The 26,713-nt window shown below is 62.9% G+C and carries 23 protein-coding genes and 1 pseudogene; 16 read left to right on the top strand and 8 right to left on the bottom strand.

Annotated elements, in window-relative coordinates:
* The first annotated feature begins 22 nt into the window (after positions 1–22).
* From glpD to glpK, 8 genes and pseudogenes are all read left to right on the top strand, one after another.
* On the top strand, positions 23–1,537 hold the full coding sequence (gene glpD, locus QD408_RS14930) for a glycerol-3-phosphate dehydrogenase (RefSeq protein ID WP_414139841.1): 1,515 nt from the start codon (positions 23–25) through the stop codon (positions 1,535–1,537).
* A 42-nt stretch (positions 1,538–1,579) separates the two neighbouring features.
* Entirely contained in the window at positions 1,580–2,659 is a 1,080-nt protein-coding gene (locus tag QD408_RS14925) for an ABC transporter ATP-binding protein (RefSeq protein WP_414139840.1), read from the top strand.
* A 9-nt stretch (positions 2,660–2,668) separates the two neighbouring features.
* Positions 2,669–3,722, top strand: a pseudogene (locus QD408_RS14920) (ABC transporter ATP-binding protein).
* A 3-nt stretch (positions 3,723–3,725) separates the two neighbouring features.
* Positions 3,726–4,592 carry a carbohydrate ABC transporter permease gene (locus QD408_RS14915; RefSeq protein ID WP_088682332.1) on the top strand — a complete coding sequence of 289 codons (867 nt, stop codon included), beginning with the start codon at positions 3,726–3,728 and terminating at the stop codon, positions 4,590–4,592.
* Positions 4,593–4,606: 14 nt separating this feature from the next.
* Positions 4,607–5,434 carry a carbohydrate ABC transporter permease gene (locus QD408_RS14910; RefSeq protein ID WP_088682333.1) on the top strand — a complete coding sequence of 276 codons (828 nt, stop codon included), beginning with the start codon at positions 4,607–4,609 and terminating at the stop codon, positions 5,432–5,434.
* 13 nt (positions 5,435–5,447) lie between these two features.
* Positions 5,448–5,729, top strand: coding sequence for a DUF2160 domain-containing protein (locus QD408_RS14905; protein WP_088682334.1), 282 nt, complete (start codon positions 5,448–5,450; stop codon positions 5,727–5,729).
* Positions 5,730–5,807: 78 nt separating this feature from the next.
* Positions 5,808–7,529, top strand: coding sequence for an ABC transporter substrate-binding protein (locus QD408_RS14900; RefSeq protein ID WP_088682335.1), 1,722 nt, complete (start codon positions 5,808–5,810; stop codon positions 7,527–7,529).
* A gap of 152 nt (positions 7,530–7,681) precedes the next feature.
* The gene (gene glpK, locus QD408_RS14895; protein ID WP_088682336.1) at positions 7,682–9,184 is read left to right on the top strand and encodes a glycerol kinase GlpK; all 1,503 of its coding nucleotides are present in this window, start codon (positions 7,682–7,684) and stop codon (positions 9,182–9,184) included.
* Between the two features lie 16 nt (positions 9,185–9,200).
* Here glpK and QD408_RS14890 read toward each other — a convergent pair whose 3' ends face one another.
* The 4 genes from QD408_RS14890 to QD408_RS14875 all read right to left on the bottom strand — a co-directional run bounded on the left by QD408_RS14890 (position 9,201) and on the right by QD408_RS14875 (position 13,845).
* On the bottom strand, positions 9,201–10,202 hold the full coding sequence (locus tag QD408_RS14890; RefSeq protein WP_414139839.1) for an ABC transporter permease: 1,002 nt from the start codon (positions 10,200–10,202) through the stop codon (positions 9,201–9,203).
* Between the two features lie 2 nt (positions 10,203–10,204).
* Positions 10,205–11,224: an ABC transporter permease gene (locus QD408_RS14885; protein ID WP_414139838.1), complete on the bottom strand. Its 1,020-nt coding sequence runs from the start codon at positions 11,222–11,224 to the stop codon at positions 10,205–10,207.
* Positions 11,214–12,764, bottom strand: coding sequence for a sugar ABC transporter ATP-binding protein (locus QD408_RS14880; RefSeq protein WP_414139837.1), 1,551 nt, complete (start codon positions 12,762–12,764; stop codon positions 11,214–11,216). Before QD408_RS14880 ends, QD408_RS14885 begins: the two co-directional genes overlap by 11 nt.
* Positions 12,765–12,831: 67 nt before the next feature.
* Positions 12,832–13,845 carry a sugar ABC transporter substrate-binding protein gene (locus tag QD408_RS14875; RefSeq protein WP_414139836.1) on the bottom strand — a complete coding sequence of 338 codons (1,014 nt, stop codon included), beginning with the start codon at positions 13,843–13,845 and terminating at the stop codon, positions 12,832–12,834.
* 261 nt (positions 13,846–14,106) lie between these two features.
* Between QD408_RS14875 and QD408_RS14870 the strand changes: the two genes are divergently transcribed.
* Positions 14,107–14,538: an antitoxin Xre-like helix-turn-helix domain-containing protein gene (locus tag QD408_RS14870; protein ID WP_414139835.1), complete on the top strand. Its 432-nt coding sequence runs from the start codon at positions 14,107–14,109 to the stop codon at positions 14,536–14,538.
* Positions 14,535–15,017 (top strand): RES family NAD+ phosphorylase, encoded by a 483-nt coding sequence (locus tag QD408_RS14865; protein WP_414139834.1) that lies wholly within the window; start codon positions 14,535–14,537, stop codon positions 15,015–15,017. The genes QD408_RS14870 and QD408_RS14865 overlap by 4 nt, the downstream gene beginning before the upstream one ends.
* 46 nt (positions 15,018–15,063) lie before the next feature.
* Here the strand turns inward: QD408_RS14865 and pdxA are convergent, their stop codons facing one another.
* From pdxA to QD408_RS14845, 4 genes are all read right to left on the bottom strand, one after another.
* Positions 15,064–16,050, bottom strand: a complete 987-nt coding sequence (gene pdxA, locus QD408_RS14860) for a 4-hydroxythreonine-4-phosphate dehydrogenase PdxA (RefSeq protein ID WP_414139896.1) — start codon at positions 16,048–16,050, stop codon at positions 15,064–15,066.
* A gap of 29 nt (positions 16,051–16,079) precedes the next feature.
* On the bottom strand, positions 16,080–17,213 hold the full coding sequence (locus tag QD408_RS14855) for an iron-containing alcohol dehydrogenase (protein ID WP_414139833.1): 1,134 nt from the start codon (positions 17,211–17,213) through the stop codon (positions 16,080–16,082).
* 336 nt (positions 17,214–17,549) lie between these two features.
* A complete protein-coding gene (locus QD408_RS14850) occupies positions 17,550–18,740 on the bottom strand; it encodes a sialidase family protein (protein ID WP_414139832.1) in 1,191 nt (396 codons plus the stop codon).
* Positions 18,741–18,751: 11 nt separating this feature from the next.
* Complete coding sequence (locus tag QD408_RS14845; RefSeq protein ID WP_414139831.1) at positions 18,752–19,657, bottom strand: dihydrodipicolinate synthase family protein; 906 nt, start codon at positions 19,655–19,657, stop codon at positions 18,752–18,754.
* 309 nt (positions 19,658–19,966) lie between these two features.
* On the opposite strand from QD408_RS14845, the gene QD408_RS14840 reads away from it, so the two are divergent.
* The 6 genes from QD408_RS14840 (at position 19,967) to QD408_RS14815 (ending at position 26,712) form a co-directional block, all read left to right on the top strand.
* Positions 19,967–21,604: an ABC transporter substrate-binding protein gene (locus QD408_RS14840; RefSeq protein WP_414139830.1), complete on the top strand. Its 1,638-nt coding sequence runs from the start codon at positions 19,967–19,969 to the stop codon at positions 21,602–21,604.
* 135 nt (positions 21,605–21,739) lie between these two features.
* On the top strand, positions 21,740–22,696 hold the full coding sequence (locus QD408_RS14835; RefSeq protein WP_088682346.1) for an ABC transporter permease: 957 nt from the start codon (positions 21,740–21,742) through the stop codon (positions 22,694–22,696).
* 2 nt (positions 22,697–22,698) lie between these two features.
* Positions 22,699–23,658 (top strand): ABC transporter permease, encoded by a 960-nt coding sequence (locus tag QD408_RS14830; RefSeq protein ID WP_088682347.1) that lies wholly within the window; start codon positions 22,699–22,701, stop codon positions 23,656–23,658.
* Positions 23,655–24,662 carry an ABC transporter ATP-binding protein gene (locus QD408_RS14825; RefSeq protein WP_414139829.1) on the top strand — a complete coding sequence of 336 codons (1,008 nt, stop codon included), beginning with the start codon at positions 23,655–23,657 and terminating at the stop codon, positions 24,660–24,662. Before QD408_RS14830 ends, QD408_RS14825 begins: the two co-directional genes overlap by 4 nt.
* A complete protein-coding gene (locus tag QD408_RS14820) occupies positions 24,662–25,654 on the top strand; it encodes an ABC transporter ATP-binding protein (RefSeq protein ID WP_414139828.1) in 993 nt (330 codons plus the stop codon). The genes QD408_RS14825 and QD408_RS14820 overlap by 1 nt, the downstream gene beginning before the upstream one ends.
* Entirely contained in the window at positions 25,651–26,712 is a 1,062-nt protein-coding gene (locus QD408_RS14815; RefSeq protein ID WP_414139827.1) for a four-carbon acid sugar kinase family protein, read from the top strand. Before QD408_RS14820 ends, QD408_RS14815 begins: the two co-directional genes overlap by 4 nt.
* Position 26,713 lies beyond the last annotated feature (1 nt).

The raw sequence follows: 26,713 nt of genomic DNA, 5'->3' as shown, positions 1-26,713 counted from the left end.
AGCAGTGGGCTCGGAGGGGCAATTGGGCCGGGAGATACACGACATATTCGTCATTGGCGGCGGCATTAACGGCTGCGGCATTGCGCGCGATGCCGTCGGGCGCGGCTATTCCGTCGCGCTGGCGGAGATGAACGATTTCGCCTCCGGCACCTCGTCCGGCGCCACCAAGCTGATCCATGGCGGCCTGCGTTATCTCGAACATTACGAGTTCCGCCTGGTGCGTGAATCGCTGATGGAGCGCGAGATCCTCTGGGCGATGGCGCCGCACATCATCTGGCCGCTGCGCTTCGTATTGCCTTATCACAAGGGCGGCATTCGCCCCGCCTGGCTGATCCGGCTCGGCCTCTTCCTTTACGACCATCTCGGCGGCCGCAAGCTGCTGCCGGCGACTGATGTGCTCGACATGCGCAAGGACCCGGCCGGCAAGCCGCTGAAGGCGCTGTTCACGCGGGCGTTCGAATATTCCGACGGCTGGGTCGACGATGCCCGCATGGTTGTGCTGAACGCGCGCGACGCCGCCGACAAGGGGGCGACCGTCCTGCCGCGCACCAAGGTAGTCGCGGCGAGGCGCGAGAACGGCCTGTGGCATATCGAGACCGTCGATACGGTCACCGGGCGCAACGACAGCCATCAGGCCCGCATGCTGGTCAATGCCGCCGGTCCCTGGGTCGATCATGTCATCCGTTCCGCCTTCGGCCAGAACGAGGCCCGACACGTCCGTCTCGTTCAGGGCAGCCATATCGTCGTCAGGAAGAAGTTCGACGATCCCAGAGCCTATTTCTTCCAGAATCCCGACAACCGCATCATCTTCGCCATTCCCTACGAGGGCGACTTCACCCTGATCGGCACCACCGACCGGGACTACACCGCCGATCCCAAGGACGTCAGGATCTCCGAGGAGGAGACCGCCTACCTCTGCAACGCGGCTTCGGAATATTTCAAGGAGCCGGTGCGGGCGGAAGATATCGTCTGGACCTATTCGGCGGTCAGGCCGCTCTATGACGACGGCGCCTCGAAGGCGCAGGAGGCGACGCGCGATTATGTGCTGAAGCTGGAAGGCGAAGGCGGGGCTGCGCCGCTGCTCAACGTTTTCGGCGGCAAGCTTACCACCTATCGCCGGCTTTCCGAGCACGCGCTGGAGAAGATCGGCGCCGCGATCGGCGTCAAGGGCAGCCCGTGGACGGCAAAGAGCCATCTGCCGGGCGGCAATTTCGCGGTCCAGGGTTATGAAGGCGAAGTCGCCAAGTTGAAGCGGCGTTATCCCTTCCTTGCCGATCCGCATGCGCGCCGGCTGGTGCGCCGCTACGGCACCAGGGCCGAGACGCTGATCGGCGATGCCCGCGGCATCGAAGACCTCGGGCAGCTGTTCGGCGGCGATCTTTACGAAGCCGAGGTCAAATACCTCGTCGAACATGAATGGGCCCGGCACGCCGAAGACGTGCTGTGGAGGAGAACGAAGGATGGTCTGCGCCTTTCCAGGGAGCAGGCTCAGTCACTGGAGGAGTACATGGCTGCCATACCGGCGATGGCCGGATAAGGCGGCGTGTGGTCCCCGCTGCGTGGAGGCAGGGGAATCGGAATGCTGGAACTGCGAAACGCCGCCAAGATGGTGGGCGCGGACTATCATATCTATCCGACCGATCTGGTCCTCGAGCGCGGCACGCTGAACGTCCTGCTCGGGCCGACGCTGTCGGGCAAGACGTCGCTGATGCGGCTGATGGCCGGGCTCGACCGTCCGACCGCCGGCTCCATCCATTTCGACGGCGTCGATGTCACCGGCATGCCGGTGCAGAAGCGCAACGTCGCCATGGTCTACCAGCAGTTCATCAATTATCCGGCGCTGACCGTTTACGAGAACATCGCCTCGCCGATGCGTATATCGGGCAAGGATGCCGCCACGATCGACCGCGAGGTGCGCAAGGCGGCCGAACTTCTGAAGCTCACGCCCTATCTCGATCGCACGCCGCTCAACCTGTCCGGCGGCCAGCAGCAGCGCACCGCGCTGGCGCGCGCGCTCGTCAAGAATGCCAGCCTCGTGCTGATGGACGAGCCGCTCGCCAACCTGGATTACAAGCTGCGTGAGGAACTGCGTGAAGAGCTGCCGAAGATCTTCGCCCAATCCGGCGCGATCTTCGTCTATGCCACGACCGAGCCTTCCGAGGCGCTCCTGCTCGGCGGCAATACGGCGACGCTGAACGAAGGCCGGGTAACCCAGTTCGGGCCGACGATCGACGTTTACCGCCGGCCTGCCGACCTCGCCACCGCCGGCATCTTCGCCGACCCGCCGCTGAACACGCTCGACGTCACCAAATCCGGCAATGTCTTTACGCGTCCGGGCGGGGCGGGGCTTCCAGTTCCCCCGCATCTGGCTGCCGTGCCGGAGGGGCCGGTGACCATCGCTTTTCACCCGCATCATCTCGGCTTCAAGCCGCAGACGGGTGACGCGGCCCGCCTGCAGGCGCGCACGCTGGTTTCGGAGATCACCGGTTCGGAGAGCTTCGTCCACCTGGAATATGACGGCGTGCGCTGGGTGATGCTGGCGCACGGGATTCACGACATCGATCCCGACATGGAGATCGAGGCCTTCCTCGACACGCGCCACCTCTTGGCGTTCGGCGCCGACGGCCGCGCCATCGCTGCAGCCGAAAAGAAGGCATAGGAGAGCACAATGGCACGCATTACGCTCGACCATATCCGCCACGCCTACGGAGCCAATCCGCAGACGGAGAATGATTATTCGCTGAAGGAAGTCGACCACGAGTGGAACGACGGCGGCGCCTATGCGCTGCTCGGTCCTTCCGGCTGCGGCAAGACCACGCTGCTCAACATCATCTCCGGTCTGTTGCAGCCTTCGCATGGCCGCATCCTCTTCGACGGCAAGGATGTGACGAATCTTTCGACGCAGAGCCGCAACATCGCGCAGGTCTTCCAGTTCCCCGTCATCTACGACACGATGACTGTTTACGACAATCTCGCTTTCCCCCTGCGCAACCGCGGCGTGGCGGAAGCCGATGTCGACCGGCGCGTCCGCGACATTCTCGAAATGATCGACCTTGCCGGCTGGGCCAAGCGCAAGGCGCAGGGGCTGACGGCGGATCAGAAGCAGAAGATCTCTCTCGGCCGCGGCCTGGTTCGCAACGACGTCAACGCCATCCTGTTCGACGAGCCGCTGACCGTCATCGATCCGCATATGAAATGGGTGCTGCGCTCGCAGCTGAAGCGGCTGCACAAGCAGTTCGGCTTCACCATGGTCTACGTCACACACGACCAGACCGAGGCGCTGACCTTCGCCGAGAAGGTCGTCGTCATGTATGACGGCCAGATCGTTCAGATCGGCACGCCGGCCGAGCCACACCTTCGTCGGCTATTTCATCGGTTCGCCAGGCATGAACGTCATGCCGGCACAGATCGACGGCAGCACTGTGGCGGTCGGAGACGAGGTGCTGACGCTCGATTACGCGCCGAAGACCGCAGGCAGTTCCAAGACCGAGCTCGGCATCCGCCCCGAATTCATCCGTCTCGGACGGGAAGGCATGCAGGTCACCATCACCAAGGTCGAGGATATCGGCCGGCAGAAGATCGTACGCGCCCGCTTCGCCGGCCAGCCGATTGCGATCGTCGTGCAGGAGGATGCCGACATCCCCACGGATGCCCGCGTCACCTTCGATCCGTCCGCCATCAGCATTTACGCCGACAGCTGGCGTGTCGGCAGGGAGGCCTGAGCCATGCAGAAGACGTGGAACAACAAAGCCTGGTTTCTGGTCCTGCCGGTGCTGTTGCTGGTCGCCTTTTCGGCCGCCATCCCGCTGATGACCGTCGTCAACTATTCGGTCCAGGATACGTTCGGCAACAACGAGTTCTTCTGGGCGGGCACCGACTGGTTCGTCCAGACCCTGCATTCCGACCGCTTCTGGGAAGCGCTCGAGCGCAACCTGCTCTTCTCCTTCATCATCCTGGCGCTTGAGATTCCGCTCGGCATCTTCATCGCGCTCAACATGCCGAAGAAGGGCATCGGCGTTCCCGTCTGCCTCGTTCTGATGGCGCTGCCGCTGCTCATTCCGTGGAATGTCGTCGGCACCATCTGGCAGGTCTTCGGACGCGTCGATATCGGCCTGCTCGGCCATACGCTCGAAGCGATCGGCCTCGACTACAACTATGTCCGCGATCCGGTCGATGCCTGGGTCACCGTCATCGTCATGGACGTCTGGCACTGGACGAGCCTCGTCGTGCTGCTCTGCTATGCCGGCCTCGTCTCGATCCCCGACGCCTATTATCAGGCTGCGAAGATCGACGGCGCCTCGCGCTGGTCCGTATTCCGCTACATCCAGCTTCCGAAGATGAAGCGGGTGCTGCTGATCGCCGTGCTCCTGCGCTTTATGGACAGTTTCATGATCTATACCGAGCCCTTCGTCGTCACCGGCGGCGGTCCCGGCAACTCGACGACCTTCCTGTCGATCGATCTCGTGAAGATGGCCGTCGGCCAGTTCGATCTCGGCCCCGCCGCGGCGATGTCGATCATCTACTTCCTGATCATCCTCTTGCTGTCATGGATCTTCTACACGGTCATGACCAGCAGCGACGCCAACGCCTGAGAAAGGAGAGATCCATGGCTGCGACAATGAAATACAAGCCCGCCGGAAACTTCTCCTGGGTGGTCACGACGCTCTACATTCTCTTTCTGCTCCTGCCGATCTACTGGCTGGTCAACATGAGCTTCAAGGAGAATGCCGAGATCACCGGCGCCTTCTCGCTCTGGCCACAAAATCCGACGCTGCGGAACTATACCGTCATCTTCACCGATCCGTCCTGGTATAGCGGTTACATCAATTCCATCATCTACGTGGCGATGAACACGGTCATCTCAGTGCTCGCTGCGCTGCCGGCGGCCTACGCCTTTTCGCGCTACCGCTTCCTCGGCGACAAGCACCTGTTCTTCTGGCTGCTGACCAACCGCATGGCGCCGCCGGCCGTCTTCGCGCTGCCCTTCTTCCAGCTCTATTCGGCCTTCGGCCTGATCGACACGCACATCGCCGTGGCGCTTGCCCACTGCCTGTTCAACGTGCCGCTGGCGGTCTGGATTCTCGAAGGCTTCATGTCCGGCGTGCCGAAGGAGATCGACGAGACCGCCTATATCGACGGTTACTCGTTCCCGCGCTTCTTCGTGAAGATCTTCATGCCGCTGATCGCGAGCGGGATCGGTGTCGCCGCCTTCTTCTGCTTCATGTTCTCCTGGGTCGAGCTGCTGCTTGCCCGCACGCTGACCACGACGGCGGCAAAGCCGATCTCGGCGATCATGACGCGCACGGTTTCGGCGGCCGGAATGGACTGGGGCGTGCTGGCGGCAGCCGGCGTGCTCACCATCATTCCCGGCGCGCTCGTCATCTATTTCGTCCGCAACTACATCGCCAAGGGCTTTGCCCTGGGCCGCGTCTGAGGAGGAGACGGCCATGACATTTTCCTGGATGGCCTGGACGCTGCCGACGGCGCTGTTCTTCCTGACGATCCTGGCGCTTCTGATCGCCATGAGCGTCTGGGAATATTTTTCGCCGGGCGGCTCGCCGCGCACAGGCGTGCTGCGTTTCGAGACGACGCGCGGCGACCGGCTTTTCATTTCGCTGCTCGGCGCAGCGTTCATTCATCTTGCATGGCTTGGGCTCGCTGGGCCCAACCTGTGGTGGGCTCTTGCCATTTCCGTAGTCTACGCCATCGGCGTGTTCCGCTACGTGTGACGGCAAGGAGAAGACAGATGGCCGGGGGTACTGGCCGCCTGAGACGTGACTGCAATCGCAAACCCTTGGGAGGATAATATGCGACGGCACTTATTGACGACGACAGCAGGCTTGCTGCTGGCGATGACAGCATCGGCCTATGCCGGCATGGACGAGGCCAAGACCTTCCTCGACAAGGAAGTCGGCGACCTCTCGACGCTTTCCCGCGCCGACCAGGAAAAGGAAATGCAGTGGTTTGTCGATGCCGCGAAGCCCTTCGCCGGCATGGACATCAAGGTCGTTTCCGAAACGATCACCACGCATGAATATGAATCGAAGGTGCTGGCTCCGGCCTTCACCGCGATCACCGGCATCAAGATCACCCACGACCTGATCGGCGAAGGCGACGTGGTTGAAAAGCTGCAGACGCAGATGCAGTCGGGCGAAAACATCTATGACGCCTACATCAACGACTCGGACCTGATCGGCACCCATTGGCGCTACCAGCAGGCCCGCTCGCTGACCGACTGGATGGCCAATGAAGGCAAGGATGTCACCAATCCCGGCCTCGACATCGACGACTTCATCGGCAAGTCCTTCACCACGGCGCCCGACGGCAAGCTCTACCAGCTGCCGGACCAGCAGTTCGCGAACCTCTACTGGTTCCGCTACGACTGGTTCAACGACGAGAAGAACAAGGCGGACTTCAAGGCGAAGTACGGCTACGATCTCGGCGTGCCGGTCAACTGGTCGGCTTATGAGGATATTGCCGAGTTCTTCACCGGCCGCGAGATCGACGGCAAGAAGGTCTACGGCCATATGGACTACGGCAAGAAGGACCCGTCGCTCGGCTGGCGCTTCACCGACGCCTGGCTGTCGATGGCCGGCAACGGCGACAAGGGCATCCCGAACGGCAAGCCGGTCGACGAATGGGGTATCAAGGTCGACGAGAACTCCCGTCCGGTCGGATCGTGCGTCGCGCGCGGCGGCGACACCAACGGCCCGGCAGCGGTCTATTCCATCCAGAAGTATCTGGACTGGATGAAGGCCTATGCACCGGCTGCGGCTCAGGGCATGACCTTCTCCGAATCCGGCCCGGTCCCGTCGCAGGGTGAAGTCGCCCAGCAGATGTTCACCTACACGGCCTTCACCGCCGACTTCGTCAAGGACGGCCTGCCGGTCGTCAACGCGGACGGCACGCCGAAATGGCGTTTCGCACCGAGCCCGCATGGCGTCTACTGGAAGGACGGCATGAAGCTCGGCTATCAGGACGCAGGTTCCTGGACGCTGATGAAGTCCACGCCTGACGACCGTGCAAAGGCCGCCTGGCTCTATGCCCAGTTCGTCACCTCCAAGACTGTCGACGTGAAGAAGAGCCACATGGGCCTGACCTTCATCCGCCAGTCGACGCTGGACCATAAGTCCTTCACCGATCGCGCGCCGAAGCTCGGCGGCCTGATCGAATTCTACCGTTCGCCGGCCCGCCTGCAGTGGTCGCCGACCGGTACGAACGTTCCTGACTATCCGAAGCTCGCGCAGCTGTGGTGGCAGGCAATCGGTGATGCTTCTTCCGGCGCCAAGACGGCACAGGAAGCAATGGACTCGCTTTGCTCCGAACAGGAAAAGGTGCTGCAGCGCCTCGAGCGCGCCAAGGTCCAGGGCGATATCGGCCCGAAACTCGCCGAAGAGCATGATCTCGCTTATTGGAACGCGGATGCGGTGAAGAAGGGCAACCTGGCGCCGCAGCTGAAGATCGAGAACGAGAAGGAAAAGCCGCTTACCGTCAACTACGACGAACTCGTCAAGAGCTGGCAGAAGTAAGGCGGACCCGGCCGGAAGCAACGAGGCTTCCGGCCATCACCTCCTGCCACCGGCTTGAAGCCGGTGGCACCCACAATCTTTCTCTCATCAAACATTGAGTCCTGCCGCTGAGCGGCGGGCCGAGCGGTTTCGTGCGAACCGGAGACGGATATATGAGCGGCTATATTCTTTCGATCGACCAGGGCACGACCTCTTCGCGCGCCATCATCTTCGATGGCGGCATGAAAATGGCCGGCTCGGCGCAGGCGGAGATCACCCAATATTATCCGCAGCCCGGATGGGTGGAGCATGACGCCGCTGAAATCTGGCAGTCTGTCGTCGCCACGGTGAGGAGCGCCATCGCCGATGCCGGACTGAACGCCGCCGCGATCGCCGCGATCGGCATCACCAATCAGCGTGAGACGGCGGTCGTCTGGGATCGCAAATCCGGCGTGCCGCTTCACCGCGCGATCGTCTGGCAGGACAGGCGCACCGCCGAAATGTGCGAGAGCCTGAAGGCCGACGGATACGAGAAACTGTTCAGCGCCAAAACAGGCCTGCTGCTCGATCCCTATTTCTCCGGCACGAAGCTGCGCTGGCTGCTCGACAATGTCGATGGTCTGCGGGAAAAGGCGGAGGCAGGCGAAGTCTGTTTCGGCACGATCGACAGCTGGCTGATCTACAAGCTGACCGATGGTCGCGTGCACGCCACCGATGCGACCAATGCGTCGAGAACGCTGCTTTACAATATCGATGACGGCGCATGGGACGAGGAGCTTCTCGGCATTCTCGGCATTCCCTCCGCCATGCTTCCCGAGGTCAGGGAATGCGCCGACGATTTCGGCCGGGTCGACGAGGCGCTGTTCGGCGCCGCGCTTCCGATCCTCGGCGTCGCCGGCGACCAGCAGGCTGCGGCTGTGGGCAATGCCTGCTTCGAGCCCGGCATGATGAAATCCACCTATGGCACCGGCTGCTTTGCCCTTCTGAACACCGGCAGGGACCGTGTTTCCTCCTCCAACCGCATGCTGACGACGATCGCCTGCCGGCTCGACGGCGAGACGACCTATGCGCTCGAAGGCTCGATCTTCATTGCCGGTGCCGCCGTGCAGTGGCTGCGCGACGGTCTCGGCATTATCAATCAGGCCTCCGAGGCAGGGGTTCTCGCGACCAAGGCAGACCCCGGCCAGCAGGTCTATATCGTTCCGGCCTTCACCGGCCTAGGCGCACCCTATTGGGATCCGGCCGCGCGCGGCGCGATCTTCGGCCTGACGCGCAACAGCGGCCCGGCGGAATTCGCCCGCGCCGTGCTCGAATCCGTCGCCTATCAGACGCTCGACCTGCTCGTTGCGATGAAGAAGGATTGGGGCGCCAACCAGTTGGAAACGGTATTGCGCGTCGATGGCGGCATGGCGGCTTCGGATTGGACGATGCAGTGCCTGGCCGACATCACCGGAAACCCCGTCGACCGCTCGGCAATCCGCGAGACGACGGCGCTCGGCGCAGCCTGGCTCGCCGGCTCGAAAGCCGGAATCTGGCCCGGCAGACGCGAGTTTGCTCAGGCCTGGGCCTGCGACCGCCGCTTCGACCCTTCGATGGAAGAGACCGAGCGGCAGGCGAAGATCATCGGCTGGAAAAATGCCGTCTCGCGCATGATCTCGGACACCTCGGCGGGGTAGAGACTTCGGCTTTTTCTCACGCGTTGCCGGCAGCTTTCCTGTTGATGAAGCTGAGGGCGAGCACGGCGAAGATCAGCGTGCCGGTGCCGACCTGCTGCCAATAGAAATTCAGATCGGTCAGCAACAGCCCGTTGGCGACGATGCTGAGCAGCAGCACCCCCAGCACGGTGCCGCCGACATTCGGCCGCCCGAGCGGGCTGAACGTCGTGCCGATGAAGGTCGCGCCGATGGCATTCAGCAGGAAGGCATTGCCGGAAGAGGGGATGTAGACGGTAACGGTCGCCGTCAGGATCAGGCCGGCGACGGCTGCGATCAAGCCTACGATGATGAAAGTTGCGGCGATATGGGCAGATGCCGCGATGCCGGAATAGCGCACGACGGCCGGCTGGATGCCGATCGACAGGATGACGCGGCCGAAACGCGTGCGGGCAAAGACGACCGCGGCGGCCGCTATGATGAGGATCGCGACCGCAAGCGGCACGGGAAAGCCGGCGATCGTGCCGTGGCCGAGAAAGCGGAAAGCTTCCGGCACGCCGCTCGGCGGCAGATAGACCGGATTGCCGCCATTGGTCAGCAATTGCTGAATGCTGCGGCCGATGAACAGTGTGCCGAGTGTCGCAAGGAAGGGGGAGACGCCGATCCCTGAGATCAGCAGCGCGTTGAAGGCGCCGACGAGCGCTCCTGCCGCCAGTCCGGCAAGGGCCGCGATTGCCACCGGCTGGCCGGCAAGGACGAGGGAGACGAAGGCGAAGCTTGCAAAATCCATCGCCGTTCCCACGGAGAGATCGATGCCGCCCGAGGAGACGGCGAAGGTCATGGCGATCGAGACGATGGCAAGCAGCGTGAAATTGTTGACGAGGATGCTCTGCAGGTTGGCAAGCGTCAGAAATGTCGGCGTTGCCGCGGAGAAGATGGCGGACACCGCGACGAGTGCGAGGATCAGCCCGTAGCGCGCCGCGCCGGCGGTGATAAGGCGTGGCAGACCGGTGACGGTTGATGTCGAAGTCTGGAGCGACATGATCAGGCCTCCTGACGGCGCAACAGGGTGGTCGCGGAGACCACGATGAGAATGAGCAGGCCCTGGACGCCGCTGACCAGCGTGCTCGAAATGTTGAGCAGCTGGAAACCGTTTGTGAGGAAACCGACCAGCAGGGCCGAGAGCAATGTGCCGGTGATCGTGGGAACCAGCCGGCGCGAAAAGACCGAGCCGAGCAGGGCGGTGACGACGACGGGCAGCAGCATTTCGCCGGAGCCGGTCGTGCTGCCGCTCAGATAGGAGACGCTCAGGATGCCGGCGATGCCGCCGCATAGGCCGCTGGCGACGAATGCGCCGGCAAGCAGGCGGCGAAGCGGCAGACCGGCGGCGCGTGCCGCATCCGGGAATTCGCCGACGGCATAAAGGCGCAGGCCAAGCGGCGTATATTGCACGACCGCCGTTGCAAGGGCCGTGAAGCCGAGGAGCACATAGGCAAGAACCGGCAGGCCGAAGGGATCGGACGCCGAAAGCGCCGAGAGGAGGGGTGTGGAAGCCGGCAGAACGGTATTCTGGGTCAGCACCAGTTCCAGGCCGGCGACGACGTTCATCACGGCAAGCGTGGCCAGCAACGGCACGATGCCGGCATAGACGACGGCAACGGCATTGACCGTGCCGATCAGCGCCCCGGTGAGAAGCGAGGCCGAAATCGCCGTGACATCGCTGTAACCGAGTTGGGTCAGGCTGGCATAGACGGCGGCGCTGAGGCCCATATTGGCCGCAAGCGACAGGTCGATGCCGCCGGTGACGACATTGGAGCCGCCGGCGATCAGGACGACCGTCAGCCCGATGGCCAGCACGCCCGAGATGGCGGATTGGCCGAGCACGTTGCCGATGTTGCCGACGCTGAGGAAGTAAGGCGCGGTCAGCGAGAAGACGATCAGAATGGCCGCGAAAGCGATGAGCGATCCGAAGCGCAGTGCCGCAGCCGCGATATTGCCGGCCGGCCGGTCAGGCGGTTCTACCGCCGAAAATCCGGAAGGCGCGAATTCTACTTCAGCCGACATGGCGTTTTCCCTTCGACGATCCGGTCGATTCCGCCAGCACGGCGTCCGCCGTGGTCTCCGACGAGATGAATTCCCGCACGACGCGGCCGCGGAAGAGCACGAGGATGCGATCGGTGATGCCGATGAGTTCGGGCAAATCCGAAGACAGCACGATGACGCCGGCGCCCCGCGCCGCAAGCTCGCCGATCAACGTATAGATCTCGACCTTGGAGCCGATATCGACGCCGACGGTCGGCTCGTCGAGGAGATAGACCTCGGAGTGCCGGCTCAGCCACTTCGCAATCGCCACCTTCTGCTGGTTGCCGCCCGAAAGCGTGCGCAGCAGCGCATTGCGTCCGCTGGTTTTCACCTGCAGCCGCGTGATCAGGGCATCGACCTCGCGCTGCTCGCGCCTGCGATCGAGAAAGCCGAAACGCGTGAAGCGGCCGAGGCTGGAAAGGCTGGTATTTTCCGCGATACTGAGGTCGAGCGCCACGCCATGGCGACGGCGATCTTCCGGCACCAGGGCGATCTCGCGGCCGGCGGCTTGCGTGGGATTGGCGAAACGGGCGGATTTTCCGCTGATCTCGATGCTGCCGGAGGAGGGGGTCTCCAGGCCGAAGAGCGTGCGGACCAGCTCCTTTGCCCCGGAACCGAGCAGGCCGGTGAGACCGAGCACCTCGCCGCGGCGAAGCGAGAAGCTGACGTCGCTGTATTTTCCCGGCGCCGACAACTGCTCGACCTTGAGGATTTCGTCGCCGAGCGTGACTTCAGCTTTCGGGAACATGTCCTTGATGTCGCGCTCGACCATCAGCCGTGCGATCGCCGAGGCCGAAGTCTCGCCGATCGGCACGGAAGCGACATCCTGCCCGTTGCGCAGCACGGTGACGTGGTCGCAGAGCTCTTCGATTTCGTTCAGGTAATGCGAGATGTAGATGATGGTCACGCCTTCATCGCGCAGGCGGCGGATCAGCCTGAAGAGGATATCGGCCTCGCGGCGGACCAATGCGGCGGTCGGCTCGTCGAAGACGAGCACCTTCGGCTGGTTGAGGAGGGCGCGGGTGATCTGCACGATCTGCTTTTCGGCGGTCGACAATTCACCGATCAGGGCGGTGTTCGGTAAGCGGATATCGAAATAGTCGTTGAGGATTTCGGATGCGCGGCGCTGCATCAGCCGCCGGTCGAGGAGCGGCGTGCCCCTTATGCGCGGTTCGCGGCCGAGGAACAGGGCTTCGCCGACGGTGAAGGTCGGCACCAGCAGGCGGTCCTGGTAAATGAAGTGGATGCCGAGCTCTTCGGCGAGATGCGGAGTCAGCCGGTCGAATGCCTGCCCTTCGATCTCGATCCGCCCGTCATCCGGCTGGTGGAGACCGGCCAGCAGCTTGATCAGCGTCGACTTGCCGGCGCCGTTCTGGCCGACGAGGCCGTGGATGGTTCCGCGCCTGACGATCAGCGACGCACCGGCCAGCGCCTGCGCGCCGCCGAAACGTTTGACGATGCCTTCGAAGCGGATGATGTCGTCTCGCGCCGTCACCGGCTGCTTCAGGGGAATGGCCGTCATGCGATCCTTCCGAACGTGATTCCGGCAGTGAACGGTCCGGCMWGGCCGGACCGTTCATCGGGCTGCGTCAACCAATGCCGAGTTTCTTGGTGACGTCGCCGACATTGACCTTGTTGGCGAGAAGGGCGGGAACATAGGTCTCGCGGGGCAGCGTCTGGCCGGCCAGCAGCTTGGCGACGTTGCGGATGGCGGTGCGGCCAATTTCGGCCGGCTGCTGGGCGACATCGGCGCCGGCCGGCGAATTGGGGTCGGCGACGAGCTGAAGCACTTCGGGGCTGCCGTCGACGCCATAGGTGCGGATTTCGGTCCGCCCTGCTGCCGTCAGCGCCTGGGTGGCGCCGAGCTGGGGAATGTCCCAGGCCGACCAGATCGCCTTGATCGAACCCTTTTCCGGATATTTGTTGAGGATCGCCGTGATCTGCGTGAAGGCGTCCTGCACCGTGTTCGGGATGACGTCGCGCAGTTCCGGCTGGAGGATCTTCACCTTCGGGAAATATTTGACGACGTTGACCAACTGGTCGTAGCGGATCGCGCAAGGCGTCACGCCATAGAAGCCGTTGAAGACGACGATATTGCCTTCGCCGCCGATATCGGAGACGAGCTGCAGCGCCAGATCCTTGCCGATGCCCCAATTGTCCGAGGTGGTGTTGTTGATCGAATTGGTCGAACCGACATCGACTGTGAGAACCGGGATGCCGGCATCGCGCGCCTTCTTCAGCCAGGGATCGATGACGCTGAGCGTGCCGAGGATTTGAACGATCGCATCCGGCTTCTGGGCGATCAGCGTCTGAAGCTGCGAGACCAGCTTGCCGTCATTGCGCCCGGCATCGACGGCGATCGGCTCGCCGCCGAGACGCTTCACCTCTTCGATCTGGGCATTGTAAGCCTGCAGGTCGAAGAAGTGATCGGTGCCGGTGGCGCTGATGGCGATGCGCTTGCCTTTCAGCGACAGCTCCCCATCGGCTGCGAAAACCGGCTTCTGCCCGATCAGCGAAGCGCCGGCGACGGCAGCCCCGGCCGCTACGGACAATTTCAGCAGATCTCGCCTTCCAAAACCGCTTTCGGACTTTTCGATGCTCATGACCACTCTCCAAATGACTATGTCTATAAATTAAGTGGACTAAATAGAATGAGGAGAAATGAATTTCCAAAAAGATGATCCTGTAGGAAAAGACTTGATGTAGCTAAGCGCATTCCTGGCTGCCGGTTCCCCCGCTCCAGCGAGTGAACATGCCATCATCGCTGTACCCGATGGGACAGGATCGAAGCACGGCTGGAACGGCTATTGAACATTGGCCCAATTGAGACTAAATATAACCTCAAGTGAATTGGAGCCATTGTCATGACGGGATTTGCAGTCGTTGCCGATGTTCTCGGCCTGCCGGCCAGGGAGCCGGCCTCGCGTTCGGCCTTCGGGCTGCTCTCCAGCATTGAGGAGGGATTGCCGGTCAAGGCGCTTGACCGGATGGCGCTGCTTCTGGCGCCAAGCGATGCGCAGTTCAAGTACCGGCTGGTGCCGAAGGCCACCTATGAGCGGCGCAAGTCCAAGCATCGGCTTTCCTCCGACGAGGGCATAAAGCTCGCCCGCCTCGCGCGCGTCTGGGGGCTGGCACTCGATGTCTGGCAGAGCGAGATCGAGGCGCGCGATTTCCTGTTCCGCCCGCATGTGATGCTGGAGGACAGACGGCCGATCGACGTCGTCATCCAGAGCGAAATCGGCGGCGAACTCGTTCTCGATATCCTCGGAAGCCTGAAATACGGCAGTGCTGCGTGAGCGCGCAACGCCTGGACCGCACGCTGACATCCGTCCGTATCGGAGATCCTGACGGAACCTATCCGATCTTCGACGCCACCGGCTCGACCATCGCGCCGGGGCGGTGGAACACGGCAGGCAGCCCGATCATTTATACGAGCGAACATTATTCGACGGCGCTTCTCGAAAAGCTCGTGCATGGCAGCGGACGACTGCCGCCCAACCAGCATTATGTCACCATCACCATACCGCGCGGGGTCAGCTACGAGGTTTTCTCCGAGCCCGCGCTGCCGGGCTGGGACAGCATGCCGGCCAGCGTTAGCAAGGACTTCGGTGAAGGCTGGTGCCAGGAGAAGCGCAGCGCCATCCTGCTGGTGCCGAGCGTCGCCGCTCGCGTCGACCGCAACGTGCTGATCAATCCGGCGCATCCGGAATTCGCCGCGATCACGGCGAGCCTCCACGAGCCCGTCTTCTGGGATCGCCGTCTGTTCGGCATGTGACGCGGCAGCGGGAAATGTTTCCCGCCAGTTCCTCCCTGACGTGGGATTAGGTCTTCTGCCGCGGCGAGCGGGCCATCAGCCTGGCATATGCGATGGCCGACAGCATGTTGATATGGTTGGCTTTGCCCGTGCCGGCAATGTCGAAGGCGGTGCCGTGATCGACCGATACGCGGTCGATCGGCAGGCCGAGCGAGACATTGACCGCGGTTTCGAAGGCGACGAGCTTGATCGGGATATGGCCCTGGTCGTGATACTGGGCGATGACGAGATCGAAAGCGCCGTTATAGGCGCGGGCAAACACCGTATCGGCCGAGATCGGTCCGACGACGTCGATACCCCTGGCCTGCGCCTGCTCGACGGCGGGCGCCAGGAATTCCATGTCCTCGGTGCCGAACAGGCCGTTTTCGCCGCAATGCGGATTGAGGCCGGCGACGGCGATGCGCGCCGTCTTGCCGAGGCGCAGGAAATGCTTGTGTCCGGCCTCGATGGTTGCCAGCACCCGCTCCGTCCTGGCGCGTGCGATCGCGCCTTTCAGCGAGATATGGGTGGAGACGTGGATGGTGTTCAGCCGCTCGGAGGCAAGCAGCATGAAGGAGCTTTTCGAGCCCGTGAGATGCGCGAGAAGCCCGGTGTGGCCGTCATGGTGATGGCCGGCAAGGTTCATCGCCTCCTTGTTGATCGGCGCGGTGACGATGATATCGGCCTGACCCGACATGGCAAGATCGACGGCACGGGTGATATAGCGCACGGAGGCATCGCCCGCGACCGGGCTCACCTTGCCGATCTCGGGCAGGGCCGCGCCGAGCGGGACTTCATCAACGCTAATCCTGTCGTCACGGGATAGATCGGCAGGCGCGAATTTCAGCCCGGTGCCGCTGACGCGGTCGGCCCGCTCCAGCGCTTCGACATTGCCGACGACGACGAAATCGCGGCGCTCTTCGCTCGGAAGCGCCGCCAAGGCCTTGACGATCACTTCCGGGCCGACGCCGGCCGGGTCGCCGAGCGTCACGGCGACTTTCGCATTCCTGTCCATCATCAAAGTCCCTTCTGAAACCGTGCTGCTCAAAAAGCAGCCGCATAAATCGAGCGAATGTCGGCGTGGCTGAGATCGCGCGGATTGTTATCGAGCAGACGGCGAATGGCAAAGGCGTCGTCGGCCATGGCGTCGAGATCGCTTTCCGGCACGCCGAGGCCGGAAAGCTTCATCTCGATGCCGAGCTCGGCGCAAAAAGCATAAGCCGCATCGAAGACCGATGCCGTGTTTTCCGAAGCCTCATAGCCGAGCGCTGCCATCACCGCTTTCGTCTTTTCCGGGGCCGCTGGCGTGTTGAAGGCGAGAACATGCGGGAAGATCAGGGCATTCGCCGCGCCATGCGCCACATGCCAGCGCGTGCCGAGAGGATAGGCGAGGGCATGACCGCCGGCGGTATTGACCGGGCCGAGGCAGAAGCCGCCGTAAAGCGAGGCGAGCGCGAGGCCGGCGCGCGCCTCCGCGTCGTTGCCGTCCTTGACGGCGCGGGCGAGATATCTGCCGACGAGCCGCGTTCCCTCGATCGCATAGATGTCGACCATCGGATGGGCCTTGCGGTTGGTGAAGGCCTCGACGCAATGGGCCATCGCGTCGACGCCTGTTGCGGCCGTTGTGCGCACCGGCACGCTGAAGGTCAGGGCCGGATCGACGACGGCGATGTCGGCCAGCATATGCAGGCTTTCCACGGCAAGCTTCGCCATCGTCGCGGGATCGGTGACGAGCGCGCGGATGCCGGCCTCGCTGCCGGTGCCCGAGGTCGTCGGCACCTGGGCAAGCCCTACCTTGCGCGGCCCACGCACCTTGTTCGGGCCGACGACCTCATGCAGCGTCTGCTCCGAGCCGGCCAGAACGGCGGCGAGCTTTGCCAGGTCCATGGCGCTGCCCCCGCCGAAGCCGACGATCAGCTCGGCATCGGCGGCGTTGGCCGCCGCCAGCACCTTGTCGAGATTGGCCGTATCCGGCTCGGGCGTGACCTCGGAGAAGACCGCGACCTCGCCCTTCAGCTCCAGCACATCGATGCGCGAAGCGTTGAAAGCATCCGAGATGACAAGCGTGCGCCGATAGCCTTTTTCGGCAGCCCATTTGCCGAGCTTTCCTGCCGTGCCGATGCCGAATTCGATCTGATGCGGCCGAATTATCGTGATTGGCGAACCCAAGCTGGCCATGACCAGTCCTCCCTGCAGGATCTTGCGGCAACAGTGTCGCTCTCTTTAATGTAAAGTTGTAATGTCAAAGTCAAGCGGGCATTGTTGAGAGCTGGAAATTTTGTCGTCCGATATGCGATGGACCAGATTTAGATAAGCCAAAAATTCTGGTATTTTATAATAAAATTAAATAGTTGAACGGAGATCGCCAATGGCAGGCGGCAAAAGCTCGTACTGATGACAAGCCTGTCAAGCCTGTTGTCAATTTCTGGCCGTTCAGTTGGTCGAAGCGATCGGGCCTGCGTCCTTTCGGGCTCGAAGGGACGCAGATTTACAACAGGCCGGCCACCGCCTTGCTCACGGCAGGGATTGCGGGGCGAGGCGCACATATTTGATGGCTCGCCGATAGTAGGTGTAGGCGACATGGAGCGTGCCGTCGCTGCCTTGGATGATCGAGGGATAGGAGAATTCGCGGTTCAGCGAATCCTTCGAATTGTTGCTCAGGCAGAAACCGTCGCCGGTATCGAGATCCATGCGATGCGGGAAGCTCTTGCCGCCATCCCTCGATATCGCAAGGCTCAGCGGCGCACGCGGAACGCCCCAGACCGCCTTGCGGCCGGTATCGGCAACAGCAGCGGTGGCCGTCTCTCCAGCCTCGTCGCCCTCGATTTCGTCATAGAGAGACTGGCGCCGCGCGTCGGACATCGCTGCATTCGAATGATTGTAAACCATTGCAATCCCTTCATCATTCAGGACCGTCGCCTGGATGGAGGAATTGTTGTTCGGAAGGTCCGCAGGCTCGGGCGCGCTCCACGTCCTGCCGCCGTCGCTCGATCGACTGGAAAGAATGTTTTCGGCGAAACGGTTGCGGTAGAAGGCGATCATCTCGTCGCCGCCGAGCGGCAGGATGTTCATGTGCACGGCGCCGATACTGTCCGGAATGTCGTGCATCTGCCAGCTCGCACCGCCGTCGCGCGAGATCAGAACCGCTGCCGTATCGGCGTCGCCGCTCCAGCGCCGTCCGTCAAGGCCGACGCAGCGGAAGACCGGAAGCAGCCACTCGCTTTTGCCGTTCACGACGATCTGCTGGCGAACGAATGTGCCGGGGCTGTCGCAGAGGAGCCGGACCGGGCCGAACGTCCGGCCGCCATCCTCGGATATCCGGCATTTGACAACGGAACCGTCTTGGTTGCCCGAGGTCTGCGAGGTATAGAGCAGCCATGTCTTTCCGTCAGGAGCGTTGAAAATCAATGGGTTCTGCTCGGATTTCTCCGGATCGTCGCTCATCTTCTCCGGCTCGGACCAGCGATCGGAGCCCGGCGCCAGCCGCGACATGTAAATCGAGATATCGCCCATGCCCTCCATCGTGCCGCCGAACCAGACGCAGGTGAGCGTGCCGTCGGGCAGAAAAGCGAGATTTGCCGCGTGGTTCTGAATGCAGGGCGAGGGCAGATAGGCATCCGCGCGGCCTTTGAAGGAGGGATGAGGAGCGATGATCCCGGTCATCAGGGCGGGAACGGCTTCGGGGGGCAGGCCGGTAAAGCTCATGGCGGGTCTCCTCAGGGCAGCTTGGCGTAGCTTTCGGCGAGTGCGGCATAATCCGCTTCGCTGAGCGGCATCAGCGGTGCGCGCGTGCGCTTCCAGGCGGGATTGCCTCTCTTCAGCCCGACCATTGCCTTGATCGTCGGGATCTGGACGTAGGAGTTGGAAAGCGTGCGATAGGCGTTGATCCGCGCCTGCGCCGCCTCGACTTCGCCGGCGCGGTCCTGGTCATGGACGTGGTCGTAGACGGTGCGCAGCGAATCCGCCACGAGATTGGAGGTCGCCGTGATGCAGCCCGCACCTCCGGCCTTCAAGAGCGGCAGCAGCAGCGGATCGGCGCCCGCCAGCACGGAGAAGCCGGGATAGGCGGAGATGATCGCCTGCATGTTGTTGAAATCGCCGGCAGATTCCTTGATGCCCACGACGGTTTCCGGGAAGGCGGCAATCAGCCGGCCGATCAGCGGAATGGAGAGCGGCACGCCTGAGACCTGCGGGATATGGTAGAGGATGACCTGCAGGCGCGTATCGGCGACCTTCTCCAGCACCTGCGAATAGGCGGCGAAGAGGCCGTCGTCGGAAACGCCCTTGTAGTAGAAGGGCGGCAGCATCACCACCTTGGTGACGCCGAGCGACAGCGCGTGCCGGGTCAGTTCCACGGTTTCGGGAATGGCGACGACGCCAGTACCCGGAAGAAGCTTGCCGGCAGGAATGCCGGCCTCCAGCGCCGCTTCCAGAATGGCGCGGCGTTCGGCTCCGGAGAAGGAGTTGGCCTCGCCGGTCGTGCCGAGCAGGGCCACGCCATGGCAGCCCTCGGCCAGCAGCCGACGGCAATGATCGGTGAAAAGAGCGAGATCCGGCGTGTTATCTGCGGTCAGCGGCGTAGCGGCCGCGCTGAAAACGCCTGTAATCCTGTGATGGCTCATTCCGCCCTCCCTTAGGCGCGCTCCGCCGTGCCGGCTGCGCAGAAAAATTGTCGTTCGTCTGTGGCGATGAGTGCAAAGAACTTTTCCATCGTGACGCTTTTGTCAAGAAGACAAAATGGATTAATACGAGAGCGGAAATTTATCTGATTGTAATTATTACATTATTTCAAACTCAAAATTTTCAACGGGTCAAAACTGCGATTTTTTGTTGACATATTTACAATAACGAGAGAACCATAGGCGACGGATTGTGCTGCGCCCGGCAGGCGCAGGGAGAACGCTGCCGAATTCACCGTGGGAGGGAATGCCATGTCTTTTGATCAATCTGACAAAACCAATATTTCACGTCGCAACGCGCTGAAGCTCGGCCTTGCGGCCGGCGTCGGCCTCACCGTGTTCGGTATGAATGCGCGCATCGTGCTGGCCGATGAAGGCCAGGTGCTGAAGGTCGCGCATCCGGCCTTCGATCAGGACTGGTCGCCGCTGCGCGGCGGCGGCAGGACCTTCCGCTGGAATTCCATCTGGTGGGCCGCGCCGATGTATTTCGACAGCGAAGGCAATATCAAGCCTTACGTCTTCACCAGCTGGGAATCGGCCGACAACACCGTCTGGACCTTCAAGATCGACCCCAAGGCCGTCTTCTCCGACGGCAGCAAGATCACCGCCGCCGACGTCAAGGGATCGTGGGAAGTCGCCTCGATGCCGAACACCAAGAGCCAGCGCGCCGACCAGGTGCTGAGCAAGGTCAAGGGCTACGCCGAAATCGCCGCCGGCTCCGGCAACGAGCTGATCGGTGTTGCGACGCCCGACGAGGGGACCGTCGTTGTGACGCTCGCCGCCGCCGATCCGATCTTCTTCATGCGCCTGGCAAACCACATCGCGCCGATCACCAAGGCGTCGCAGTCGCGCGGCAGCGATGGCGAGGAGATCATCGACTGGTACAAGCCGGACAGCAAGCCGGTCTTTTCAGGCCCGTTCAAGCTGACGAGCATCGATATCGATGCCGGCAAGATCACATTCGAGCCGAACGAGAACTTCTTTGGGCCGAAGCCGAAGCTGGCCCGCATCGACATCACCTCGATCGAGGACAATGTCACCGCGACGTCGCTGATCAAATCCGGCGAGTTCAACGCCCATACCGAGCTCGTCACCTCGACGATCATTCAGGATCTCGGCCCGGAATTCTCGGCCGGCCCGCTGATCCCGACCAGCCAGCACTTCTGGTTCAACATCTCCCGCGCGCCGATGGACGATCCGAAGGTGCGCCAGGCGCTGATCATGGCGGTCGACCGCGACGGCCTGTTCAAGGCCTCCTATCCCGATGGGCCGCACAAGAAGGCCGATCAGATCCTCAATTCGGTTCCCGGCGCCGAAAATTCCGGATTCGAGGCTTTTCCCTATGATCCGGCGGCCGCCAAGAAGCTGCTTGCCGAATCGAGCTATGGCGGCCCAGAGCGCCTGCCGAAGATCCTGTTCGTCGGCATTTCGGCGCCGGCCATTCAAGCCGCCGCCCAATTCATCGCCGAGCAGTGGCGCCAGAATCTCGGCATCACGGCCGTCGACATGAAACCGCAGCAGGATGCCTATGCCGGTCCGGATCAGAACTCGGTCCAGATCTTCCGCGACGACGTCGGCACCCGCGTTCCCGATGCGGTCTCTTATCTCACAGGCAGCATCGCCTCGACTTCGTCGAACGCGCAGAACAAGCTCGGCGGATACAAGAACGATAAGGTCGACAGCGCCCTTGCCGAAGCGGCGACCAAGGCGGCGGACGATCCGCAGCGCATCGCTCTCGCCCAGGAGGCCCAGAAGGCCTTCCGCGAGGATTGGGCCTTCATTCCATGGTATTCTCAGGCGATGTCGCGCTGGGCCACCAAGGAGGTCAAGGGCATGGAGAAGAACCTCGATTGGCAGATCGCCGAGCCCTGGAACATCTCCATCGGCTGATCCGGAACAATAGTCTCCTGGCAATAAGCGCGCGAAGGCCGCAGGGCCTTCGCGCAAGTTTCAAGAAGAAGAGATGCGATCCGCCAGGCTTCCGCCAAGGGCGGGAACGCATCGTAAAACAGGTGGGAGGTGGCCTTGCTGCGCTACGTGCTAACCCGGTTCGCCATCTGGATTCCGTCCGTTCTCGTGGTGATGCTGGCCGTCTATGCGCTGGCTTTTTACGGCGCCGGCGATCCGATCAAGCTCATCTTCCTGCGCGCGCCGGGCGACGTCGCCTATAATCCGCAGCGCATCGAGGCGATCCGTGAAAGCGCGGGCCTCAACAGACCCTTCATCGAGCAGTTCGGCCTTTACATCTGGAACCTGCTGCACGGCCAGTTCGGCAATTCGCTGACCTCGGGCCGCGCCGTCTGGGCGATGGTCTCGGCTGCCGCTCCCGTCTCGTTCCAGCTTGCCCTCTGTTCCATCATCCTGACGGCCGTCGTCGCGATCCCGCTCGGCATGATCGCCGCGCTGAACCAGAATTCGCGCCTGGACTACGCCATTCTGGGCTCGGCGCTGTTTCTCTGGGCGATCCCGGCCTATGTCGCCGGGCCGTTGCTGATGGTCGGCCTCATCGTGCTGCTGCCCGGCGCGAGCGTGCCTTATGGCTGGGGCGGCATCCTCGATGTCCGCATCCTCTTGCCGCTGCTCGTGCTTTCCTTCCAGCCGATCGCGCTGATCGTGCGCCAGACCCGCGCCGCCGTCATCGAGGTGCTGTCGGAGGATTTCGTTCGCACTGCCCGCGCCAAGGGTGTGCCCGAGATCGTCGTGGCGCTGCGCCATATCCTGCGTCCGGTCCTGACGCCAGTCGTGACGCAGCTCGGCCTGATCATGATCACCATCGTCAACGGCGCCATCTTCGTCGAACTCGTCTTCGGCCTGCCGGGTCTCGGGCGGTTGACGGTGCAGGCGCTGATCAATTCCGATTATCCGGTCATCCTGGCAATCACCCTGATCGGATCGTTCCTGGTGATGGTGTCGAACCTGCTGGTGGACGTTCTCTATCCGCTGCTCGATCCCCGCGCCAATGATTCAAGAAGGAGCCGCTGACCATGTCCGCCATCCCTCTTTCCACTACCGAAACCGTCGAGGAGCCGCCGGTCAGCCTATGGCGCGACGCCTGGCATCGGCTGCGCCGCAACAAGCTCGCCGTCTTCGGCCTCGTCGTCGTCCTGATCCTGGCGTTCACGGCGATCTTCGGGCCATACCTCACACCCTATGATTATCTCAGCCAGGACCTCAACGCCCGCAACGCGCTGCCGTCGATGAACCATCTGTTCGGGACCGACGATCTCGGCCGCGACGTTTTCAGCCGTGTGGTCTTCGGTACGCGGACCGCCTTCCTCGTCGCCGTCATCGTCACCTTCTTCGCCGTGCTGATCGGCCTGACGCTCGGCGCGGTGGCCGGTTTCTTCGGCAATCCTTTCGATCGTGCCATCATGTGGCTGACCGATGTCACGATGTCGGTTCCGAACCTGCTGCTCGTCGTCGTCATCAATGCTTCGTTGAAATCGCCGATCACCCGATGGATGGAGGCGCGCTACCTCGAGACCCTCAATCCCTTCTACCGCCAGACCATATGGGTGGATTTCATCCTCGTCTTCGGGTCGATGGCGCTGATCTCCTGGCCGCCCTATGCCCGTCTCGTGCGCGCCCAGGTGCTGTCGATCCGCAGCCGGCCCTATATCACTGCCGCGCAGGCGCTCGGCCTTTCGAATTGGGTCATCATCAAACGTTATGTCGTGCCGAATGCGCTTGGTCCGCTGATCGTCTCGGTCAGCGCCGGTCTCGGTACGGCGATGGTCCTGGAAAGCGCCTTCAGCTTCTTGGGTGTCGGGGTCAATCCGCCGACGCCGAGCTGGGGCAACATGATCTCGGACGGCCTTCGCGTCTGGCAGCATTATCCGCATCTCCTTGCCGCTCCGGCGGCCGTGCTCGGCCTTGCCTCGGTTGCCTTCAGCTTCCTCGGCGACGGCCTCAACGACGCGCTCAATCCGCGGGGCAGCAAATGATGGATACGAAAAGCACAGAACGCCTGCTCGATGTCAGGGGCCTCACCGTCGAGATCGACGGCCGCAATGGTCCCGCCGTCGTCGTCGATGGCATCGATCTACATGTCGATAAAGGCGAAACCCTCGGCGTTGTCGGCGAGTCCGGCTGCGGCAAGAGCCTCACCATGCTGAGCCTGATGCGGCTCCTGCCCAACAAGATCAAAGTCGCCAAAGGATCGGCGACCTTCGACGGCCGCGACCTGCAGACGATGTCGAACGCCGAGCTGCGCAAGGTGCGCGGCGGCGATATCGGCTTCGTCTTCCAGGACCCGATGACCTCGCTCAACCCCGTCATGCGCGTCGGCGACCAGATCTGCGAGCCGCTGATCTATCACCGTCGAATGAAGAAGGCCGAAGCCCGCGCCCGCGCCGTCGAACTGCTGCGCCTCGTCGGCATTCCCGGGCCGGAAGAGCGCCTGCAGGCTTTTCCGCATGAACTATCGGGCGGTATGCGCCAGCGCGTGATGATCGCGATCGGCCTTGCCTGCAATCCGAAGCTCCTGATCGCCGACGAGCCGACGACGGCGCTCGACGTCACGATCCAGGCCCAGATCGTCGATCTGGTGAAGGATCTCAGAGCCAAGCTCGGCATGTCCGTCGTCTGGATCACCCACGACCTGGCGCTGATCGCCGGTCTCGTCGATCGCGTCGCCGTGCTCTATGCCGGCACCGTCGTGGAAGATGCGCCGGTGGACGAGCTCTATGCTCGTCCCGGCCATCCCTATACGCGCGGTCTGCTCTCCTCGATCCCGAAACTGTCGGACCCGCCGGCAAGCCGGCTGAGCTCGATCGGCGGCACGCCGCCGGAGCCCGGCCGCCGGCCGAAGGGCTGCCCCTTTGCGCCGCGCTGTCCGCTCGCCGAGGCGGTCTGTCACGAGAAAGTGCCGCAGCTCGAACCGCTCGCCGGCAGCAGCAAGCATCGCGCCGCCTGTTTCGTCGTCCAGAGAATGCAGGAGGCCGCGTGATGGCTGCTCAACCGCTGCTCAAGGTCGAAAACCTGGTCAAGCATTTCCACGTCAAGCTCGGCGCTTTCGGCGAGCGTTCGGCGACGGTCTATGCGCTCGACAATGTCGATCTCGACATCATGGAAGGCGAGACGCTGAGCCTCGTCGGCGAATCCGGCTGCGGCAAATCGACGACGGGTTTCACCATTCTCAACCTCTACAAGGCGACCAGCGGCAGGGTGGTTTACAAGGGCCAGGACCTTGCCACACTCGATGAGAAGCAGATGCGGCCTTTCCGCCGCGACCTGCAGATCGTCTTCCAGGACCCGTATTCGACGCTCAATCCGCGCATGACGGTGGGCGAGGCGATCGGCGAGCCGATGCTCTTTCATAAGCTCTGCGTGAAGGCCGAGCTGAAGGAGAGGGTGGCGACGCTGCTCACCGATGTCGGCCTGCCCACACGCTTTGCCCAGCGTTACCCACACGAGCTTTCCGGCGGCCAGCGCCAGCGCGTCGTCATCGCCCGGGCGCTGGCCTGCCAGCCGAAATTCATCGTCTGCGACGAAGCGATCTCGGCACTCGACGTATCGATCCAGGCGCAGATCATCAACCTCCTGCTCGATCTGCAGGAGAAATACGGGCTGACCTATCTCTTCATCGCCCATGATCTCGCCGTCGTGCGCCATATCAGCACCCGCGTCGGCGTCATGTATCTCGGGCGGCTTGCCGAACTGGCGACCCGCGAGGAGCTCTTCGACAATCCGCTGCACCCCTATACCAAGGCGCTGCTGTCGGCCGTTCCGGAGACCGATCCGGAAGGTGAGCGCACCCGCCAGCGCCAGATCCTGCAGGGCGACGTGCCGAGCCCACTGAACCCGCCTTCGGGCTGCCGTTTCCACACGCGCTGCCCGATCGCGATGGACGTCTGCAGCAAGGTTATTCCCGCCTGGAAGGAAGCGAAACCCGGCCATCTCGTCGCCTGCCACGCCGTCAATACAGAGCAGATCGCATGACGTTGAAGGCCGCCATCATCGCCGACGATCTGACGGGCGCACTCGATACCGGTACGCCCTTCGTTGCGGCCGGCCTTTCGGTTGCGGTTGCCGTCGACGTCGGGGCGGCTCAGGATGCGATCGCAACCGGCTGCGATGTCGTCGTCGTCAACACTGCCTCGCGCGCGCTTGGCAAACGCGAAGCCGTCGAAGCGGTCCGTGCGGCGACCGAGGTGCTTTGCGGCGAGAAGCCGTTGGTCGTGATGAAGAAGATCGATTCCCGGCTGAAGGGCAATGTCGCGGCGGAAAGCCTGGCGCTCGCCGAGGCGCTCGGCTTGAAAACCATCCTGGTGGCGCCCGCCATTCCCGATCAGGAGCGCGTGACCTACCGGGGCTGCGTCGTCGGGCGCGGGGTTCCCAAGCCATTGCCGATCGCCGATCTGTTCGGTCGCGGTGGGGATGATGTCGTCGTTGCCGATGCGGAGGACGATCTTGACCTCGACCAGATCGTCGACGGTCATGACTGGACGAGGATGCTTGCGGTCGGTGCGCGCGGCCTCGGCGCGGCATTTGCCCGCCGGCTTGGCGAAGCGGGGCAGCCTGCCATGGAGTTTGCGGCAAGTCCGCGCACGCTGTTTGCCTTCGGCTCGCGCGACCCGATCACCGCCGTCCAGATGAACCGGCTCGAAGCTTCGGGTGCCCTGCGCATGGTGGTGGACGCCCCGATCGGCGAGATCGGATGCGGGGAGGGGCTGGCGCTGCCGGTCCTCCTTCGCTGCACCGGCGATATGACGGCCGATGCGGGCCTCGTCGCCAGCCGCTTTGCGGCAGGTGTCAAAGCGGTCATCGACGACACAGGGCCCGATATGCTGATGGTTGGTGGCGGCGATACCGCCCTTGCCGTGTTTCAGGCGCTTGGCGTCAGGGTGCTGGCGCCGAAGGGCGAGATCGAGGCTGGTGTTCCGTGGTTTGATGTCACGGCCGGCGATGGGCGGCAATTTCGGTGCGCCGTCAAGTCGGGGGGCTTCGGCAAGCCCGATAGTTTGCTAAGACTGGTTCCTCGGAATCAGGCGGCATAGT

The sequence above is a fragment of the Rhizobium sp. BR 249 genome, assembly GCF_047445895.1.
Lineage (GTDB): Bacteria > Pseudomonadota > Alphaproteobacteria > Rhizobiales > Rhizobiaceae > Rhizobium.
This window is presented reverse-complemented; position numbering and strand designations above follow the sequence as displayed.